This window comes from Enterobacter sp. PTB (assembly GCF_051130085.1).
GTDB classification, from domain to species: domain Bacteria; phylum Pseudomonadota; class Gammaproteobacteria; order Enterobacterales; family Enterobacteriaceae; genus Enterobacter; species Enterobacter ludwigii.
Genome location: NZ_JBDKEE010000001.1, coordinates 327259 through 344442, shown reverse-complemented (window position 1 = coordinate 344442; position 17184 = coordinate 327259). Strand labels below are relative to the sequence as shown.

Annotated in this window: 19 protein-coding genes and 1 other annotated feature; of the genes, 9 read left to right on the top strand and 10 right to left on the bottom strand. The window is 52.0% G+C overall.

All coding sequences use genetic code 11. From position 1 onward, the window contains the following. The first annotated feature begins 38 nt into the window (after positions 1-38). The 4 genes from rfbB to tnpA all read left to right on the top strand — a co-directional run bounded on the left by rfbB (position 39) and on the right by tnpA (position 4013). Positions 39-1124, top strand: a complete 1086-nt coding sequence (gene rfbB, locus AAIR21_RS01740) for a dTDP-glucose 4,6-dehydratase (protein WP_193162432.1) — start codon at positions 39-41, stop codon at positions 1122-1124. After that, positions 1124-2005 (top strand): glucose-1-phosphate thymidylyltransferase RfbA, encoded by an 882-nt coding sequence (gene rfbA, locus AAIR21_RS01735; protein ID WP_434679716.1) that lies wholly within the window; start codon positions 1124-1126, stop codon positions 2003-2005. Before rfbB ends, rfbA begins: the two co-directional genes overlap by 1 nt. 237 nt (positions 2006-2242) lie before the next feature. Beyond that, a complete protein-coding gene (gene ugd, locus AAIR21_RS01730) occupies positions 2243-3409 on the top strand; it encodes a UDP-glucose 6-dehydrogenase (RefSeq protein WP_193162429.1) in 1167 nt (388 codons plus the stop codon). Between the two features lie 169 nt (positions 3410-3578). Beyond that, positions 3579-4013 carry an IS200/IS605 family transposase gene (gene tnpA, locus AAIR21_RS01725; RefSeq protein ID WP_041162689.1) on the top strand — a complete coding sequence of 145 codons (435 nt, stop codon included), beginning with the start codon at positions 3579-3581 and terminating at the stop codon, positions 4011-4013. A gap of 77 nt (positions 4014-4090) precedes the next feature. Here the strand turns inward: tnpA and AAIR21_RS01720 are convergent, their stop codons facing one another. Further along, positions 4091-5095, bottom strand: a complete 1005-nt coding sequence (locus AAIR21_RS01720) for an NAD-dependent epimerase (RefSeq protein ID WP_151711910.1) — start codon at positions 5093-5095, stop codon at positions 4091-4093. Positions 5096-5288: 193 nt separating this feature from the next. Here AAIR21_RS01720 and wzzB point away from each other — a divergent pair, with 193 nt between their 5' ends. Continuing rightward, positions 5289-6269 (top strand): LPS O-antigen chain length determinant protein WzzB, encoded by a 981-nt coding sequence (gene wzzB, locus AAIR21_RS01715; protein ID WP_434679712.1) that lies wholly within the window; start codon positions 5289-5291, stop codon positions 6267-6269. 41 nt (positions 6270-6310) lie between these two features. Here the strand turns inward: wzzB and hisIE are convergent, their stop codons facing one another. The 9 genes from hisIE to hisL all read right to left on the bottom strand — a co-directional run bounded on the left by hisIE (position 6311) and on the right by hisL (position 13527). After that, complete coding sequence (hisIE, locus tag AAIR21_RS01710; RefSeq protein WP_434679709.1) at positions 6311-6922, bottom strand: bifunctional phosphoribosyl-AMP cyclohydrolase/phosphoribosyl-ATP diphosphatase HisIE; 612 nt, start codon at positions 6920-6922, stop codon at positions 6311-6313. After that, on the bottom strand, positions 6916-7692 hold the full coding sequence (gene hisF, locus AAIR21_RS01705; RefSeq protein WP_014170794.1) for an imidazole glycerol phosphate synthase subunit HisF: 777 nt from the start codon (positions 7690-7692) through the stop codon (positions 6916-6918). The genes hisIE and hisF overlap by 7 nt, the downstream gene beginning before the upstream one ends. Next, entirely contained in the window at positions 7674-8411 is a 738-nt protein-coding gene (hisA, locus tag AAIR21_RS01700) for a 1-(5-phosphoribosyl)-5-[(5-phosphoribosylamino)methylideneamino]imidazole-4-carboxamide isomerase (RefSeq protein WP_025203708.1), read from the bottom strand. Before hisA ends, hisF begins: the two co-directional genes overlap by 19 nt. Continuing rightward, positions 8411-9001 carry an imidazole glycerol phosphate synthase subunit HisH gene (gene hisH / locus AAIR21_RS01695; protein WP_020883288.1) on the bottom strand — a complete coding sequence of 197 codons (591 nt, stop codon included), beginning with the start codon at positions 8999-9001 and terminating at the stop codon, positions 8411-8413. Before hisH ends, hisA begins: the two co-directional genes overlap by 1 nt. Next, positions 9001-10068: a bifunctional histidinol-phosphatase/imidazoleglycerol-phosphate dehydratase HisB gene (gene hisB / locus AAIR21_RS01690; RefSeq protein ID WP_434679705.1), complete on the bottom strand. Its 1068-nt coding sequence runs from the start codon at positions 10066-10068 to the stop codon at positions 9001-9003. The genes hisH and hisB overlap by 1 nt, the downstream gene beginning before the upstream one ends. Further along, complete coding sequence (gene hisC / locus AAIR21_RS01685) at positions 10065-11126, bottom strand: histidinol-phosphate transaminase (protein ID WP_113656050.1); 1062 nt, start codon at positions 11124-11126, stop codon at positions 10065-10067. The genes hisB and hisC overlap by 4 nt, the downstream gene beginning before the upstream one ends. Then, entirely contained in the window at positions 11123-12427 is a 1305-nt protein-coding gene (hisD, locus tag AAIR21_RS01680; RefSeq protein ID WP_079232036.1) for a histidinol dehydrogenase, read from the bottom strand. The genes hisC and hisD overlap by 4 nt, the downstream gene beginning before the upstream one ends. A 5-nt stretch (positions 12428-12432) precedes the next feature. Then, the gene (gene hisG, locus AAIR21_RS01675; protein ID WP_000886595.1) at positions 12433-13332 is read right to left on the bottom strand and encodes an ATP phosphoribosyltransferase; all 900 of its coding nucleotides are present in this window, start codon (positions 13330-13332) and stop codon (positions 12433-12435) included. Between the two features lie 45 nt (positions 13333-13377). Next, positions 13378-13501: a sequence feature (His leader region), on the bottom strand. Next, on the bottom strand, positions 13477-13527 hold the full coding sequence (gene hisL, locus AAIR21_RS01670; RefSeq protein WP_001364200.1) for a his operon leader peptide: 51 nt from the start codon (positions 13525-13527) through the stop codon (positions 13477-13479). (Overlaps the previous feature by 25 nt.) 174 nt (positions 13528-13701) lie before the next feature. On the opposite strand from hisL, the gene AAIR21_RS01665 reads away from it, so the two are divergent. From AAIR21_RS01665 to plaP, 4 genes are all read left to right on the top strand, one after another. Further along, the gene (locus tag AAIR21_RS01665) at positions 13702-14526 is read left to right on the top strand and encodes an SDR family oxidoreductase (RefSeq protein WP_183516163.1); all 825 of its coding nucleotides are present in this window, start codon (positions 13702-13704) and stop codon (positions 14524-14526) included. A 41-nt stretch (positions 14527-14567) separates the two neighbouring features. Beyond that, entirely contained in the window at positions 14568-15497 is a 930-nt protein-coding gene (locus AAIR21_RS01660; protein ID WP_014170787.1) for a LysR substrate-binding domain-containing protein, read from the top strand. A gap of 218 nt (positions 15498-15715) precedes the next feature. Continuing rightward, complete coding sequence (yoeI, locus tag AAIR21_RS01655; RefSeq protein WP_099458931.1) at positions 15716-15778, top strand: membrane protein YoeI; 63 nt, start codon at positions 15716-15718, stop codon at positions 15776-15778. Next, entirely contained in the window at positions 15768-17126 is a 1359-nt protein-coding gene (plaP, locus tag AAIR21_RS01650; RefSeq protein WP_183516164.1) for a putrescine/proton symporter PlaP, read from the top strand. Before yoeI ends, plaP begins: the two co-directional genes overlap by 11 nt. Positions 17127-17184 lie beyond the last annotated feature (58 nt).

Genomic DNA, 17184 nt, shown 5'->3' with positions numbered 1-17184 from the left:
GTAAAATCCACTCAACTCACTTTAACGGAATAGACTGCGTGAAAATTCTAGTTACTGGCGGTGCCGGGTTTATTGGCTCCGCGGTTATACGACATATTATTAGCAATACTCAGGATAGCGTTGTTAACGTTGATAAATTAACCTATGCCGGTAACCTGGAATCCTTGCGTGAAGTAAGTGATAGTGAACGTTACGTTTTTGAGCATGCTGATATATGCGATAAAAATGCCATAGAACGTATATTTTCCACTCATCAGCCTGACGCGGTGATGCATTTGGCGGCTGAAAGCCATGTTGACCGTTCTATTACTGGACCGGCTGAATTCATTGAAACCAATATTGTTGGCACCTATGTTTTGTTAGAGGTCAGCCGTTCTTACTGGTCGTCACTGAACGGAGCAGCAAGAGCTGCATTTCGTTTTCATCACATTTCAACTGATGAAGTCTATGGTGATTTGCCTCATCCAGACGAATATCATGAAGCTACTCCGTTGCCACTCTTTACTGAAAAAACGGCATATGCACCAAGTAGCCCTTACTCAGCATCAAAAGCTTCCAGCGATCATTTAGTGCGCGCGTGGATACGTACCTACGGCCTGCCGGGAATTGTGACAAACTGTTCCAATAACTATGGGCCTTACCATTTTCCGGAAAAACTCATTCCACTTGTCATCCTGAATGCTCTGGAAAGTAAACCCTTACCCATTTACGGTAAGGGCGATCAGATCCGCGACTGGTTATACGTGGAAGATCATGCGCGTGCACTTTATACCGTTCTGACAACGGGTGTCGTGGGGCAAACGTATAATATTGGAGGGTACAACGAGAAGAAAAATATCGAGGTTGTACACACCATATGCGATCTGCTGGATGAAATCGTGCCCAAGGAACGATCCTATCGGGAACAAATTACTTATGTTACTGACCGTCCAGGGCACGACCGCCGTTACGCGATCGACGCTCACAAAATCAGTGCCGAACTGGGCTGGAAACCGCTTGAAACCTTTGAAAGTGGTATTCGCAAAACCGTTGAGTGGTATTTGAACAATCAGAAATGGGTTTCTAATGTTAAAAGTGGCGCCTATAAAAGCTGGATTGATCAGAATTATGGGGAACGTAAGTAATGATTAAGCGTAAAGGTATCATTTTAGCTGGCGGATCTGGCACACGTCTTTACCCCGTCACGATGGCGGTAAGTAAACAATTGTTGCCGATTTACGATAAGCCGATGATCTATTATCCGCTATCAACACTGATGCTTGCTGGCATCAGGGACATCCTTATTATCAGCACGCCACAGGATACGCCGCGTTTTGAGCAACTGCTGGGTGATGGTAGCCAGTGGGGGCTGCGTCTGCAGTATAAAGTGCAACCGAGCCCCGACGGGCTTGCTCAGGCCTTTATCCTTGGCGAAGAGTTTATCGGAAACGACAACTGTGCTCTGGTGTTAGGGGATAACATTTTCTATGGACATGACCTTCCGCGACTCCTTGAAGGGGCTGCAAGTCAGGAAGGAGGGGCGACCGTTTTTGCCTATCATGTCAGCGATCCGGAACGTTATGGTGTTGTTGAATTTGACAAAGAAGGGACCGTAATTGGCCTTGAGGAGAAACCTCAACAACCAAAAAGTAATTACGCCATAACCGGTCTTTATTTTTATGACAATGATGTCATTGAGATGGCTAAAAGTTTGAGCCCATCGGATAGGGGTGAATTGGAAATCACCGATATCAACCGTCTTTATATGCAACAGGGCAGATTGTCTGTCGCAATGATGAGACGAGGATACGCCTGGCTGGACACCGGAACACACCAAAGTATGATTGAGGCGAGTAATTTTATCGCAACGATAGAGGAGCGACAGGGACTAAAGGTTTCTTGCCCAGAGGAAATCGCTTTTCGTAGGGGATTTATTAATGCGGAACAACTTCTGCTGCTTGCAGAGCCACTTAAAAAGACGGGATATGGTCAATATCTGCTTAACCTTACCAAGGGATTAGTCTGATTTGAGTCAGTCCGCTATTTATCCATTTTATGGGTCTATAAGCGTTAAGTGCCCCACTATTGCTGGAAATCCGGTACTTCATGCTCTGTTGTGATAACGATATCTGTGGAGTCAACGTATTCTTCAGCCAGGCATGCACCTTGACAGTGAATTAGCATTAGCGATAAAAAACCACCAGTTATTCATTGTGGTGACCCTTAGATGTCACCAGAAACTCATACTGAAGAAGCCAAACGAATGAAAATAACCATTTCCGGAACAGGCTATGTTGGCCTTTCAAACGGTATCTTGATTGCGCAGAACCATGAAGTGGTTGCGCTGGACATCGTACAGTCCAAAGTGGATATGCTGAATCAGAAGAAATCGCCGATTGTAGACAAAGAAATCCAGGATTACCTTTCGAACAAACCGCTGAATTTCCGTGCTACCACCGATAAAGAAGATGCTTATCGTGATGCGGACTTTGTCATCATTGCGACCCCAACAGACTACGATCCAAAAACCAACTATTTCAACACTTCGACGGTTGAAGCGGTGATCAAAGACGTTATCGCGATTAATCCGAATGCAGTGATGATCATTAAGTCGACCATTCCGGTCGGTTTCACTACATCAATCAAAGAAGAGTTGGGTATTGATAATGTCTTCTTCTCGCCAGAGTTTCTGCGCGAGGGCAGGGCGTTATACGATAACCTGCACCCATCCCGTATCGTGATCGGTGAGCGCTCTGAGCGTGCGGAGCGTTTTGCTGCTCTCCTTCAGGAAGGCGCAATCAAGAAAGATATCCCGGTGCTGTTTACCGACTCCACTGAAGCCGAAGCGATCAAACTGTTCGCGAATACCTACCTGGCAATGCGCGTGGCTTACTTCAACGAGCTGGACAGCTATGCCGAGAGTCTGGGCCTGAACACCCGTCAGATCATCGAAGGTGTTTGCCTCGACCCGCGTATCGGCAACCATTACAACAACCCGTCGTTTGGTTACGGCGGCTACTGCCTGCCAAAAGATACCAAACAGCTGCTGGCGAACTATCAGGCTGTGCCAAACAATTTGATTTCAGCGATTGTTGATGCAAACCGTACGCGTAAAGACTTCATTTCTGATTCCATTCTCGCGCGTCAGCCGAAAGTGGTGGGTGTATATCGCCTGATCATGAAGAGCGGTTCTGATAACTTCCGCGCCTCTTCCATTCAGGGGATCATGAAGCGTATTAAGGCTAAAGGCGTTCAGGTGATTATTTATGAGCCAGCGATGCAGGAAGATGAATTCTTCCATTCCCGTGTGATTCGTGACCTGGATGCATTCAAACAGGAAGCGGATGTGATTATCTCTAACCGTATGGCGGAAGAACTGGCCGACGTGGCGGATAAAGTGTATACCCGCGATTTGTTTGGTAGCGACTGAGTCTCTGCTTAAGGCGCATAAAAAAACCGGCACTTGCCGGTTTTTTTGTTGTCATCCCTAAACCACCTCCTGGGGAGGTGGTGATTGTTCCTGTAAGGCTCTAGCCTGAAGAATGCCCATGTCGAAATATCTTTGCTTACTCACCACAAGTAAGAGGAGACAAACCGACATGGGGCTTTACAGGAGTTCATCACATGTATATTGGCGTTGCAAATACCACATAGTCTGGACGCCGAAGTACCGTTTCAGGATCCTGAAAGATAAGCTGGGTAAAGAACTTTACAGGACAATCTACATTCTCTGCGGAATCAAAGATTGTGAGGTTCTGGAGCTAAATGTTCAGCCAGATCATGTACATCTCGTTGTCATTGTCCCACCGAAAATTTCTATATCCACTCTGATGGGGCATCTGAAAGGCCGCAGCGCTATCAGGCTCTACAATCGTTTTCCGCACATAAGAAAGAAGCTATGGGGCAATCATTTTTGGTCCCGCGGATACTTTGTAGATACGGTGGGGGTAAATGAAGAAATAATCAGACGATATGTGCGGCATCAGGAGAAAACGGAACAGACACATGAACAGCAGATGGAATTGTTAGAGTAGTTAGTGGAAAGTGATAGTAGCTCCCCTTACAGGGGGCATTCTCAAAAGCCACCTTCTAAGAAGGTGGTCTTTTACTTTTATACTTTGTAGAAGTCGCGATACCAGTCAACGAAATTCTTCACGCCTTCTTTAACGGAAGTCTGCGGTTTGAAGCCAATAACGTCATACAGCGCTTTAGTATCTGCGCTGGTTTCCAGTACGTCACCCGGCTGGATTGGCATCATATTCTTCTCTGCCTCTATCCCGAGCGCTTCTTCAAGAGCCGTAATGTAATCCATCAGTTCAACCGGAGAGCTGTTTCCGATGTTATAGACGCGATAAGGCGCAGAGCTGGTTGCCGGTGAACCGGTTTCAACGGTCCAGTTTGCATCGGCCTGAGGGATAACATCCTGCAGACGGATAATGGCTTCGGCGATATCATCAATGTAAGTGAAGTCGCGCTTCATCTTACCGTAGTTGTAGACATCAATGCTTTTGCCTTCAATCATCGCTTTGGTGAACTTAAACAGCGCCATATCCGGACGTCCCCACGGACCGTACACGGTAAAGAAGCGCAGTCCCGTCGTGGGCAGGTTGTACAGGTGGGAATAGGTATGCGACATCAGTTCATTGGCTTTTTTGGTCGCGGCATAAAGTGAGACAGGGTGATCGACCGAATCGTCAGTCGAAAAAGGCATCTTGCGATTAAGGCCGTAAACGGAGCTGGAAGACGCATACAGAAGATGTTGTACCTTGTGATGGCGACAGCCTTCCAGCACGTTGAGGTGGCCAACCAGGTTGGCATCTGCATAGGCGTGAGGGTTTTCAAGCGAGTAGCGTACACCTGCCTGTGCGGCCAGGTGGATGACGCGATCAAATTTCTCACGGGCGAACAGTGTGGCCATGCCTTCACGGTCGGCCAGGTCCAGCTTGTGGAAGGCGAAACTGTCAGATGTCAGCAGATCCAGACGTGCCAGCTTAAGATTGACATCATAGTAGTCATTCAGGTTATCAATACCGACGACCTGATGACCGGCATCCAGGAGTCGTTTGCTGACATTTGCGCCGATAAAGCCTGCTGCACCCGTTACCAGAAATTTCATACCTTCCCTCATAAATATGTGTTCTTACTGATGCCATCACGCATCACATTGCGTCTATCATAGCGCGGCGGATGCCAGTTACATAACCCATCTTTCCGATTTAACTCATCGGATTCTTATAGAAAAATTCATAGCAACAGATACACTATGTGAACATGTTTATTTTTGCCCTTTATCATCTGTTAGGGATTGTATGACGCAGAACAACAATAACCTGGTCAGCAGAAGTAATGACCCGGAGCAAATTGATTTACTTGATTTAGTGCTGCAACTGTGGCGAGGGAAGTGGGTTATTGGAGCTTTTGTTGCTGTATTTATCATATTGGCTGGGATCTACATCACCGTAGCAAAAGAGAAATGGACATCGTCCGCCATCATTGCCCAGCCGGATGCCGCGCAGATTGCAACGTATGCAAATGCATTGAACATCCTTTATGGTGGTGCCGCACCGTCAATTTTGGATATCCAGACCCGTGCAATTGGTCGTTTTAATTCATCTTTTTCAGCTTTAGCGCAGGCGCTTGAAAATCAGGAAATCCCGGAAAAGCTAACCATCGATTCCACGGTTAAGGGACAAGCATTTCCATTGACCGTCAGCTATGTTGGTGAATCTGCTGAAGCAGCTCAAAAGCAGCTTGCACAGTATATTCAGCAGGTTGATGAACAGACGGCGAAAGAACTGGCGCTTGACCTAAAAGATAACATTAAGCAGCAGATCACAACACTGAATGACTCGCTGGAGAACCAGGAGAAAGTCTCGCAGGAACAAAAAGATCTGCGCATTAAACAGATTACGGAAGCGCTGAAGAACGCTGAAGCGGCCAAAATCACTTCTCCACAGATTCAGCAAACTCAAGACGTGACGCAGGAAACCATGTTCCTGTTAGGCAGCGAAGCGTTGAAATCGATGATTGAAAACGAAGCATCTCGTCCGCTGGTGTTCTCTGGAGCGTACTATCAGACTAAGCAGAACTTGCTGGATATTGAGAAGTTGAATGTTAACCCGGACACCATTCATGTCTATCGCTATGTCATGAAACCGGATCTTCCTGTTTATCGCGACAGTCCGAAAAAAGCCATCACTCTAATCCTTGCCGTACTCCTTGGCGGGATTATCGGTTCAGGTGTGGTGTTGGGTCGCAACGCGTTGCGGAACTACAAACCAAAATCGTGATTCTCATCAGATAAAAAAACCGGGGAAATTCCCCGGTTTTTTTATTTATGTCTCTTACGTAGATTCTCAATCACCGCCGTTAAATCAAGGTCCTGATCCTGCAGCAGTACCAGCAGGTGATACATCAAATCCGACGCCTCGTTCGTCAGCTCCTCGCGGTCATGCACGGTCGCGGCCAGCGCTGTCTCAACGCCTTCTTCCCCCACCTTTTGCGCGATACGTTTGGTTCCGCTGGCGTAGAGTTTCGCCGTATACGAACTTTCAGGATCCGCCGTTTTACGCTCAGCGAGTAACTGTTCCAGTTGATACAGGAACAGCCACTGGTGGCTTGCGTCGCCGAAGCAGCTGCTGGTGCCCTTGTGGCAGGTTGGGCCGATCGGATTCGCCAGTACCAGAAGCGTATCGTTATCGCAGTCCGGCGTAATGTTGACCACATTCAGGAAATGGCCAGAGGTTTCCCCTTTGGTCCACAGGCGTTGTTTGGTACGCGAGAAAAAGGTGACCTTGCAGCTGTCGATGGTTTTGGTTAGTGCATCCTGGTTCATATATCCCAGCATCAGCACTTCACCTGAGACGGCATGCTGTACAACCACCGGCAGTAATCCGTCAGTTTTTTCCCAGTCCAGTTGTGCCTGTTGTTGCTCTGTTAACATACCCTGATCTCCACGCCCTGGTCGGCCAGGTACGTTTTTAACTCACCAATATTAATAATCTGTTTGTGGAACACAGAGGCCGCCAGCGCGCCGTCAACGTTTGCATCGCGGAAGGCTTCAAGGAAGTGTTCCATGGTGCCTGCACCGCCGGAAGCAATCAGCGGTACGTGGCAGACCGCGCGGACTTTTTTCAGCTGCTCGAGGTCGTAGCCGTTACGCACGCCGTCCTGGTTCATCATGTTCAGCACAATTTCGCCTGCGCCACGTTTCTGGACTTCCTGCACCCAGTCCAGCGTCTCCCATTGGGTTACGCGGGTCCGGCTTTCATCGCCGGTGTACTGGTTGACATGGTATTTACCCGTTGCGGCGTCATACCAGGTGTCGATCCCCACGACAATGCACTGTACGCCAAAGCGATCGGCCAGACGGGTAATCAGCTCCGGGTCTGCCAAAGCAGGGGAGTTAATGGAAATCTTATCGGCACCAAAGGAGAGAATTTTTGCCGCGTCTTCCGCAGATTTAATCCCGCCTGCCACGCAGAAGGGAATATCAATCACTTCTGCCACGCGCGCCACCCAGCTTTTATCCACGACGCGGCCATCGCTGGAGGCGGTGATATCGTAAAACACCAGCTCATCTGCGCCTTCTTCAGCGTAGCGTTTTGCCAGCGGGACGATATCGCCAATGATTTCGTGGTTGCGGAATTGCACGCCTTTCACTACCTGGCCGTCACGTACGTCCAGGCAAGGGATTATCCGTTTTGCCAGCATTGAATCGCCTCCGTCACAGTAAATTTACCTTCCAGCAGGGCCCGGCCCACAATCACGCCCTGTACGCCCGTTCCGCGCAGCGCGGCAATATCAGTGATATCACCAATACCGCCCGACGACTGGAAGGCCACCTGCGGATAACGCGCGCAGACTTCTTGGTATAAAGAAACGTTAGAGCCTGCCAGCGTGCCGTCGCGGGAGATATCGGTGCACAGCACGTGCTTCAGGCCAACGGGCAGATACCTCTCGACCAGTTCTTCCAGCGTCACCCCGGAATTTTCCTGCCAGCCGCTGACTGCAACCTGCTTGTTACCCTGTTCGTCGATACGAACATCCAGCGCCAGCACCAGCGCGTCAGCGCCAAAGCGGCGGAACCAGGCTTTAACCTTTTCAGGATCGTTAACGGCAGTCGAGCCGACGACCACGCGCGCCACGCCAGCGTCCAGCAGCGCCGCAACGTCATCTTCCGTACGTACGCCACCGCCTACCTGGACGGGCACATCCACGCCGGCCACCAGTTTTTTAAGAAGCGGGATTTGACGTTTTGTCGGATCTTTTGCGCCAGTCAAATCCACAAGGTGCAGCACCTGCGCGCCCTGGGCGGCGTAATCCTGCAGACGTGGCAAGGGGTCGTTACCGTAGTCGCGTTGCTGCCCGTAATCGCCCTGATGGAGACGGACAACCGTGCCGTCGATTAAATCTAAAGCGGGAATAATCATTACATCTCCAGGAAGTTTTTCAGCAACTGTGCGCCTGCGGCACCCGAACGTTCCGGGTGAAACTGCACGCCGAAGAAGTTATCTTTCTGCACCGCCGCGGTAAATGCTTCGCCGTAATTGCACTGGGCAATGGTGTACGGATTTACCGGCATGGCGTAGCTGTGCACGAAGTAAAAATAGGCCCCGTCTTCAATGCCGCGAAACAGTCTGTCACCGGCTTTGGCATAAACACGGTTCCAGCCCATGTGCGGCAGAGGCAGACCGTGATCGGTCATTTTCGGCACGTCTTCGTCGATAATCCCGAGCAGATCAACACCGTTGCTCTCTTCACTGCGTCGGCCCAGCAGCTGCATGCCGAGACAAATTCCCAGCACCGGTTGAGTACAGGCTTTGATGAGACTCACCAGCTCGCGCTCGTGGATCTGATCCATCGCCGCCTGCGCTGTCCCTACGCCGGGCAGAAAAAGCTTATCGGCGCGCAGTACGACGTCCGGGTCGCGACTTACGTCCGGTGCATAGCCGTGACGGGCAATTGCCGACTTTACGGAGTTCAGGTTGGCGCATCCGGTATCCAGAATCACCACATTCATTACAGCACTCCTTTCGATGAAGGCAGGGCGTCACCTTCCACGCGGATCGCCTGGCGAAGGGTACGGCCGAAGGCCTTGAAGAGACTCTCTACGCGGTGGTGGTCGTTCTTGCCCTTGGTCTTCAGGTGCAGCGTCAGGCCCATGGTGTAGGACAATGAGCGGAAGAAGTGCTCCACCATTTCGGTGCTCAGATCGCCCACGCGCTGGTAGTTGAAGTCTGCTTTATATTCCAGGTGCGGGCGTCCGGAGATATCCATGGCGCAGCGCGCCAGACATTCGTCCATCGGCAAAACGAAGCCAAAACGGTTAATACCGCGCTTATCGCCGAGCGCCAGCTTCAGCGCTTCACCCAGCGCCAGGCCGGTATCTTCCACGGTGTGGTGATCGTCGATATACAAATCGCCTTTCACGGCGATCTCCATGCGGAAACCACCGTGGGTCGCGATCTGGTCCAGCATATGGTCAAAGAAACCCACACCGGTGTGGATCTTGCTGCCGCCTTCACGATCCAACCAGACCTTAACGTCGATTTGCGTCTCTTTGGTGTTGCGCTCAACGTGCGAGTAGCGGTCACGCTGGGTCAGTTGATCACCAATTTTTGCCCAGTTAAGGGTGGAACGGTCATAGCGCAGCCCGGAGATACCCATGTTCTCCGCCAGCGTAATATCGGTCATGCGATCGCCAATGACATAGCTATTGGCTTTATCCAGCACGTCATCCGTCAGGTAGCGTTCGACCAGCTTTACCTTCGGCTTGCGGCAGTCACATTCATCGGCAGGCAGGTGTGGGCAGATCAGCACCTCATCAAATTCAACGCCCTGAGAGGTCAGCACCTGCATCATTAGGTTATGCGGGCCGTCAAAATCCGCCTGCGGGAAACTGTCGGTACCCAGCCCGTCCTGGTTAGTGATCATCACCAGCTTATAGCCGGCTTTCTGTAGCTTGAGCAGCACCGGGATTACATCGGGTTCAAAAGCCAGTTTGTCGAAACGATCGACCTGAAAATCGGTTGGCGGCTCCGAAATAAGGGTACCGTCACGATCGATAAAGAGGGTCTTCTGGCTCATACTTTCTCCGCTTTCAGGGCGTCAATCACGCGCTGACTCTCTGCACGGGTGCCTACGGTAATACGCAAACAGCCGCTTAAGGATGGTTGTTTATTTTGGTCTCGTAAGATAATGCCCTGATCCCATAAAGATTTAAATACGGCACTCGACGCGGTAAAGCGTACCAGGATGTAGTTGGTTTCAGAGTCGAATACCTGCTCCACGCAGGGAATATCTTTCAGGGCAGTGACCAGATACTGCCGTTCTTCAAGGATTTGAGCCACGCGTTCGCGCATCGCCTTGATCCCCTGAGGGGCCAAAGCCTGCGCCGCAATGTCGGCAACCGGCGTAGAGAGTGGATATGGCGCAATCACTTTCATCAGCAGGTCGATGACTTCTTTATTGGCCAGCGTAAAGCCGCAGCGCAGGCCTGCGAGGGCGAAAGCTTTTGACAGCGTACGCAGTACAACCAGGTGCGGGTACTCCTCGAGCCAGCCAGCCAGCGTCGCCTGCGGGCAGAACTCAATATAGGCTTCGTCAGCCACCACCAGCGCTTTACCGCGCGTCATCTCCAGCAGGGTTCGAATGTCCTGCGGGTTGATAATTTGCCCAGTCGGGTTATTTGGACTGCAGACGAACACCACTTTCACGCCGTCAAGATTGTCGGCAATCCCCTGCAGATCGAGCTGCCAGTCTTCCAGCGAAAGCACGTTACGGCACGCCACGCCAAAGGTTTCTGCGCTGACGCTGTACATTCCGTAGGTTGGCTGGCAGTACATCACCGCGTCTTTACCCGGTTCGCAGAAGGTTCGGATCAGCAGTTCAATGCCTTCATCTGCACCCCGGCTGACCAGCACCTGCTCAGGCTTTACGCCTGCGTACCGGGCGTAATTTTCGATAACCGCTTTCGGCTGGCATTCCGGATAGCGGTTCAGCGTTTGCTGCGACAGCTCGAACTGTACGGCAGTCGGGTATTCGTTGGCGTTCAGCCAGACATCACCGTTGCCACCCAAACGACGAGCAGACTGATAAGGCGTCAGGCGACGGACATTTTCGCGGGCTAATTCTTCAATGCTCATGCTTGCTCCTTCAGGGCTGCAACGCGCAGCGTAACGGCGTTTTTGTGGGCGGTCAGACGTTCGGCGGCGGCCAGGGTCTCAATGGTGGAGGCCAGAGAGGCAAACCCCTCGCGGGACAGCTCCTGTACGGTCATGCGTTTCTGGAAATCCGCCAGCCCGAGGCTCGAACAGGTTGATGTATAGCCGTAGGTTGGCAAAACGTGGTTGGTGCCGGAAGCGTAATCGCCGGCGGATTCCGGTGACCAGTCGCCAAGGAAGACCGAACCTGCGCTGGTAATGCTGTCAACCAGATCGCGCGCATTGCGGGTCTGGATAATCAGGTGTTCCGGGCCGTACTGGTTGGAGATGGCAATGCACTGCGCCAGATCGCGCGCCACAATCAGGCGGCTTGCTGAGAGTGCCTGGCGTGCCGTGTCGGCGCGCGGCAGGTCGGCAAGCTGACGTTCAACGGCTTCACCCACGCGTTTTGCCATATCCGCATCCGGCGTCAGCAAAATAACCTGTGAGTCCGGGCCATGTTCTGCCTGGGATAACAGATCGGAGGCGACGAAGTCCGGCGTTGCACCGCTGTCGGCAATCACCAGCACCTCAGAAGGACCGGCAGGCATATCAATCGCGGCACCGTCCAGACGCTGGCTGACCTGACGCTTGGCTTCGGTCACATACGCGTTGCCCGGGCCAAAAATTTTGTCCACTTTAGGAATGGATTCGGTACCAAACGCCAGCGCGGAAATTGCCTGTGCACCACCCACTTTATACACCGCCTGTACGCCACACAGTTTTGCCGCATAGAGAATTTCATCGGCAATCGGAGGCGGCGAGCACAGTACTACTTTCTGACAACCGGCGATGCGTGCCGGGGTTGCAAGCATTAATACGGTAGAGAACAGCGGGGCGGAACCACCGGGGATGTAAAGCCCCACCGACGCAACCGGACGCGTGACCTGCTGGCAGCGTACGCCGGGCACGGTTTCCACATCGACCGCTTGCAATATCTGCGCGGTGTGGAAGGTATCAATGTTTTTCACCGCGACGGCCATCGCCTGTTTGATCTCGTCACCGAGGCGGCTTTCCGCGTCCGTGATTTCCTGTTCGGTTACCTTTAAAGCGCCAACCTCGGTTTTATCAAACTTTGCGCTGTATTCCCGCAGCGCATCGTCGCCACGGGCTTTGACGTTATCAAGGATCTCGGCCACGGTGCGGGTAATGCTTTCTGAGGCCGAAATCGCCGGACGCATCAGCAGCGCGCGCTGTTGTTCTTGCGAACAATCGTTCCAGTTGATGATTGTGTTAAAGCTCATGGCCATCACTCCATCATCTTCTCAATTGGCAGCACCAGAATTGAGCTTGCGCCCAGCGCCTTCAGTTTTTCCATGGTCTCCCAGAACAGGGTTTCGCTACTGACCATGTGCATGGCGACGCGCTGCTGGTCACCGGCCAGAGGCAGGATGGTCGGGCGCTCTGCGCCTGGCAGCAGGGCAATGACCTCATCAAGACGTTCGGTTGGCGCGTGCATCATGATGTATTTCGATTCACGGGCCTGAATCACGCCCTGAATACGGGTCAGCAGTTTGTCGATCAACTGCTGTTTCGCATCGGCCATTTCGCCGTCGCGCTGGATAAGGCACGCTTTGGAGCGGTAAATCACTTCCACTTCGCGCAGACCGTTCGCTTCCAGCGTGGCGCCCGTAGAGACGAGGTCACAGATGGCGTCAGCCAGACCCGCGCGCGGCGCCACCTCAACAGAGCCGTTCAGCAGGCAGGATTTAAACTGCACGCCTTTCTGATCCAGGTAACGTTTTAACAGGTGAGGGTAGGAGGTGGCGATACGTTTGCCGTTCAGCGCGGCCGGGCCGTCCCAGGCTTCATCGACAGGCGTGGCCAGCGACAGGCGGCAGCCGCCGAAGTCCAGACGACGCAGGGTAAAATAGCGTGGATCTTCACCCTGGGCACGGCGGGTCAGGAGTTCTTCTTCCAGCACGTTTTCACCGATGATGCCGAGATCAACAACGCCATCCATCACAAGGCCGGGAATATCGTCATCACGCACGCGCAGAATGTCGATGGGCATATTTTCAGCCAGGGCAATCAGGCGCTGGGTGTGCAGGTTGATTTTAATCCCGCAGCGGGCGAGCAGTTCGCGTGAATCATCACTCAAACGGCCTGATTTTTGAATAGCTATGCGTAAACGTGAGTTATCTAACATTCTGTTTTCCTCGTTAACCTGTTTTAACCTGTCTGAATTTGGTCCAAAAAAAAGCCCCCGGAAGAAGATCTTCCGGGGGCTTTTTCATGCGTTCATGCACCACTGGAAGATCCAAACGTCTTCCAGCACACATCGCCTGAAAGACTAGTCAGGATGATGGTGATGATGGTGGTGTTTAAATTGAACGCGTGTCATAAAATTCTCGATGAATGCTTATTCATTTGATGTCTTTTAACCTAAACCAGTTGTATGACTCATTGCAAGGGCTTTTTTTGATCATTAATTCATTTCATATTGACGCTATGAATTGTGTGTTCTGTCGGGCTGGCGTAGCCTTAAGAAAGACGAGTAAAAGTCAGGAGAATTCGCATGAAAAAGGTCGCGATTGTCGGTTTAGGTTGGCTGGGAATGCCGCTGGCGATGTCATTGGCCGCAAAAGGCTGGCAGGTGACCGGAAGCAAAACCACGGCGGATGGGGTTGAAGCGGCGCGTATGTGCGGTATTAACGGCGTCGAGCTGCGTCTGGAACCTGAACTGGTGTGTGATGCTGACGATCTGGACACGCTGATGAACGTTGATGCGCTGGTGATTACGTTACCGGCACGGCGCAGTGGCCCGGGCGAATCATTTTACCTGCAGGCGATGCAGGAGATTGTCGACAGCGCGCTGGCGCATCACGTCCCACGCATTATTTTTACCAGCTCAACCTCGGTCTACGGCGATGTTGACGGCGTGGTGAAAGAGACCTCTGAGCGTCATCCCGTTACCGCGAGCGGTAAAGTGCTGAAAGAGCTGGAAGACTGGCTGCATCATCTTCCCGGCACCCAGGTCGATATCGTACGGCTGGCAGGTCTGGTTGGCCCCGGGCGACATCCAGGACGCTTCTTCGCGGGAAAATCCGCGCCAGACGGACAACATGGCGTCAATCTTGTGCATCTTGATGACGTAATTGCCGCAATAGAACTACTCTTACAGGCTCCAAAAGGTGGGCACATCTATAATATATGTGCGCCTTCTCATCCAGCGCGTAGCACGTTTTACCCGCTGATGGCACGCCAGCTGGGTCTGGTTCCGCCTGTTTTTGGTGAAGCAAAGGACGAAAGTAAAGGCAAAATTGTTGATGGCAATCGCATTTGTCATGAGCTGGGGTTTGAGTATCAATATCCCGATCCGCTGGTGATGCCGATGGAATAAGTTTCTCAGCGGAAACGATCGCACACCGGAAGGGGGCGAACATGAAACCGCTGCTGGATGTTCTTATTATTCTGGATGCACTGGAAAAAGAGGGGAGCTTTGCCGCTGCTTCGGCAAAGCTCTTCAAAACCCCGTCGGCGCTGAGCTATACCGTTCATAAACTGGAAAGCGATCTTAATATCCAGATCCTCGATCGCTCTGGCCACCGCGCCCGTTTTACCCGTACCGGGCAGATGCTGCTGGAGAAGGGGCGCGACGTCCTGCATACCGTTCGCGAACTGGAAAAACAGGCCGTCAAACTGCACCAGGGATGGGAGAACGAACTGGTCATCGGCGTTGATGATACTTTTCCGTTTTCTCTTCTGACGCCGCTGATTGAGGCGTTCTATCAGCACCACAGCGTAACCCGGTTAATCTTCATTAATGGCGTGCTGGGCGATTCATGGGATGCCTTAACTCAGGGCAGGGCCGATATTTTTGTCGGTGCGCTGCATGAACCGCCCCAGTTAAGTGATTTCGGTTTCGCCCGGCTGGGTGTGCTGGAGCAGGTTTTCGCCGTCGCGCCACACCATCCGCTCGCGCAGGAGCCGGAACCCCTTAACCGGCGCACGATTAAAGGCTACCGCGCCATTGTGGTCGGTGACAGCTCGCGTCCCGACTGTGCGGCCTCCACGCAGTTGCTTGATGAGCAGGAGGCGATCACGGTGTTCGACTATAAAACCAAGCTGGAGCTGCAAATCAGTGGCCTGGGGTGCGGCTATTTACCCCGCTATCTGGCGCAGCGGTTTTTAGACAGCGGTGCGCTTGTTGAAAAACAGGTGCTTGCACAAAGCAGCAATGAATCGGTGTGGGTCGGCTGGAATGAACAAACTGCGGGGCTGGCAAGCGCGTGGTGGCGGGACGAAATTTTAGCAAATAGTGCTATTGCTGCCGTTTACTCGCAAAGCAGCGTCGAGAAATCAGCCAGTTAGAAAAAAGAAAATCGCCCCGGGCGTTGCAAAGTATTGCCTTTTGTATCCGATGTGGGGCAAAATGCGCCGCTGCAACCAAATGAATAATCGACGATATAAAAGGCGTCGGTTATTTTTTTTTGCACGTATGAAACGAAACTAAAAACCAAGAGGCCGGGCTTCGTACCGGATAGATATTTACTAAAATCCGACAGTTGTTGTCGCTGAGGAATACAGAAATGGGGCAATTTTTCGCTTACGTGGCGGTTATCACCGTAAAGGAGAATAACTATGTCGCATAACGCAACTCCAAACACCTCTCGCGTGGAATTACGTAAAACCCTTACGTTAGTTCCGGTTGTTATGATGGGCCTTGCCTATATGCAGCCAATGACGCTGTTCGATACATTCGGTATCGTATCAGGCCTCACAGACGGTCATGTGCCGACGGCTTACGCCTTCGCACTGATTGCGATCCTCTTTACCGCGCTGAGCTACGGTAAACTGGTCCGTCGCTATCCGTCTGCCGGTTCCGCCTACACCTACGCCCAGAAATCCATCAGCCCGACCGTTGGCTTTATGGTGGGCTGGTCTTCGCTGCTCGACTACCTGTTCGCGCCGATGATCAACATTCTGCTGGCTAAAATTTATTTTGAAGCACTGGTGCCGTCGATCCCTTCGTGGATGTTCGTCGTGGCGCTGGTGGCCTTTATGACGGCGTTCAACCTGCGCAGCATCAAGTCCGTTGCGAACTTTAACTCCGTTATTGTTGTGCTTCAGGTCATCCTGATTGCCGTGATTCTGGGCATGGTTATCTTTGGTGTCTTCCACGGTGAAGGTGCAGGTACCCTGGCGAGCAGCAAGCCTTTCTGGTCTGGTGATGCGCATGTGATCCCGATGATTACCGGGGCAACCATTCTGTGCTTCTCCTTTACCGGTTTTGACGGCATCAGCAACCTGTCTGAAGAGACCAAGGACGCAGAGCGTGTTATCCCGCGTGCTATCTTCCTGACGGCGCTGATTGGTGGTCTGATCTTTATCTTTGCGACCTACTTCCTGCAGCTGTACTTCCCGGATATCTCTCGCTTTAAGGATCCGGATGCCTCTCAGCCAGAAATTATGCTCTATGTGGCGGGTAAAGCGTTCCAGGTTGGCGCGTTGATCTTCTCCACCATCACGGTACTGGCATCCGGCATGGCCGCGCACGCAGGCGTTGCACGTCTGATGTACGTAATGGGTCGTGACGGCGTATTCCCGAAAAGCTTCTTCGGCTACGTTCACCCAACCTGGCGTACGCCGGCGATGAACATCATCCTCGTCGGCGCTATTGCTCTGCTGGCGATTAACTTTGACCTGGTGATGGCAACTGCGCTGATTAACTTCGGTGCGCTGGTGGCGTTCACCTTTGTTAACCTGTCGGTTATTTCTCAGTTCTGGATCCGTGAAAAGCGTAATAAAACGCTGAAAGACCACTTCCAGTATCTGTTCATGCCGATGTGTGGTGCGCTGACAGTGGGTGCGCTGTGGGTTAACCTGGAAGAGAGCTCCATGGTGCTTGGCCTGATTTGGGCGGGTATCGGCCTGGTTTACCTGGCGTGCGTCACGAAGAGCTTCCGTAACCCGGTTCCTCAGTACGAAGACGTTGCGTAAGAACTAAGTAAAAAAAAACCGGAGACCATCACCTCCGGTTTTTTTTCGCCCAAAATCT

Excerpts from the sequence above, each read along its gene's own strand:
- rfbA (WP_434679716.1), top strand. The coding sequence starts at position 1,124 with ATGATTAAGCGTAAAGGTATCATTTTAGCTGGCGGATCTGGCACACGT.
- ugd (WP_193162429.1), top strand. The coding sequence starts at position 2,243 with ATGAAAATAACCATTTCCGGAACAGGCTATGTTGGCCTTTCAAACGGT.
- tnpA (WP_041162689.1), top strand. The coding sequence starts at position 3,579 with ATGGGGCTTTACAGGAGTTCATCACATGTATATTGGCGTTGCAAATAC.
- AAIR21_RS01720 (WP_151711910.1), bottom strand. The coding sequence starts at position 5,095 with ATGAAATTTCTGGTAACGGGTGCAGCAGGCTTTATCGGCGCAAATGTC.
- wzzB (WP_434679712.1), top strand. The coding sequence starts at position 5,289 with ATGACGCAGAACAACAATAACCTGGTCAGCAGAAGTAATGACCCGGAG.
- hisIE (WP_434679709.1), bottom strand. The coding sequence starts at position 6,922 with ATGTTAACAGAGCAACAACAGGCACAACTGGACTGGGAAAAAACTGAC.
- hisF (WP_014170794.1), bottom strand. The coding sequence starts at position 7,692 with ATGCTGGCAAAACGGATAATCCCTTGCCTGGACGTACGTGACGGCCAG.
- hisA (WP_025203708.1), bottom strand. The coding sequence starts at position 8,411 with ATGATTATTCCCGCTTTAGATTTAATCGACGGCACGGTTGTCCGTCTC.
- hisH (WP_020883288.1), bottom strand. The coding sequence starts at position 9,001 with ATGAATGTGGTGATTCTGGATACCGGATGCGCCAACCTGAACTCCGTA.
- hisB (WP_434679705.1), bottom strand. The coding sequence starts at position 10,068 with ATGAGCCAGAAGACCCTCTTTATCGATCGTGACGGTACCCTTATTTCG.
- hisC (WP_113656050.1), bottom strand. The coding sequence starts at position 11,126 with ATGAGCATTGAAGAATTAGCCCGCGAAAATGTCCGTCGCCTGACGCCT.
- hisD (WP_079232036.1), bottom strand. The coding sequence starts at position 12,427 with ATGAGCTTTAACACAATCATCAACTGGAACGATTGTTCGCAAGAACAA.
- hisG (WP_000886595.1), bottom strand. The coding sequence starts at position 13,332 with ATGTTAGATAACTCACGTTTACGCATAGCTATTCAAAAATCAGGCCGT.
- AAIR21_RS01665 (WP_183516163.1), top strand. The coding sequence starts at position 13,702 with ATGAAAAAGGTCGCGATTGTCGGTTTAGGTTGGCTGGGAATGCCGCTG.
- AAIR21_RS01660 (WP_014170787.1), top strand. The coding sequence starts at position 14,568 with ATGAAACCGCTGCTGGATGTTCTTATTATTCTGGATGCACTGGAAAAA.
- plaP (WP_183516164.1), top strand. The coding sequence starts at position 15,768 with ATGTCGCATAACGCAACTCCAAACACCTCTCGCGTGGAATTACGTAAA.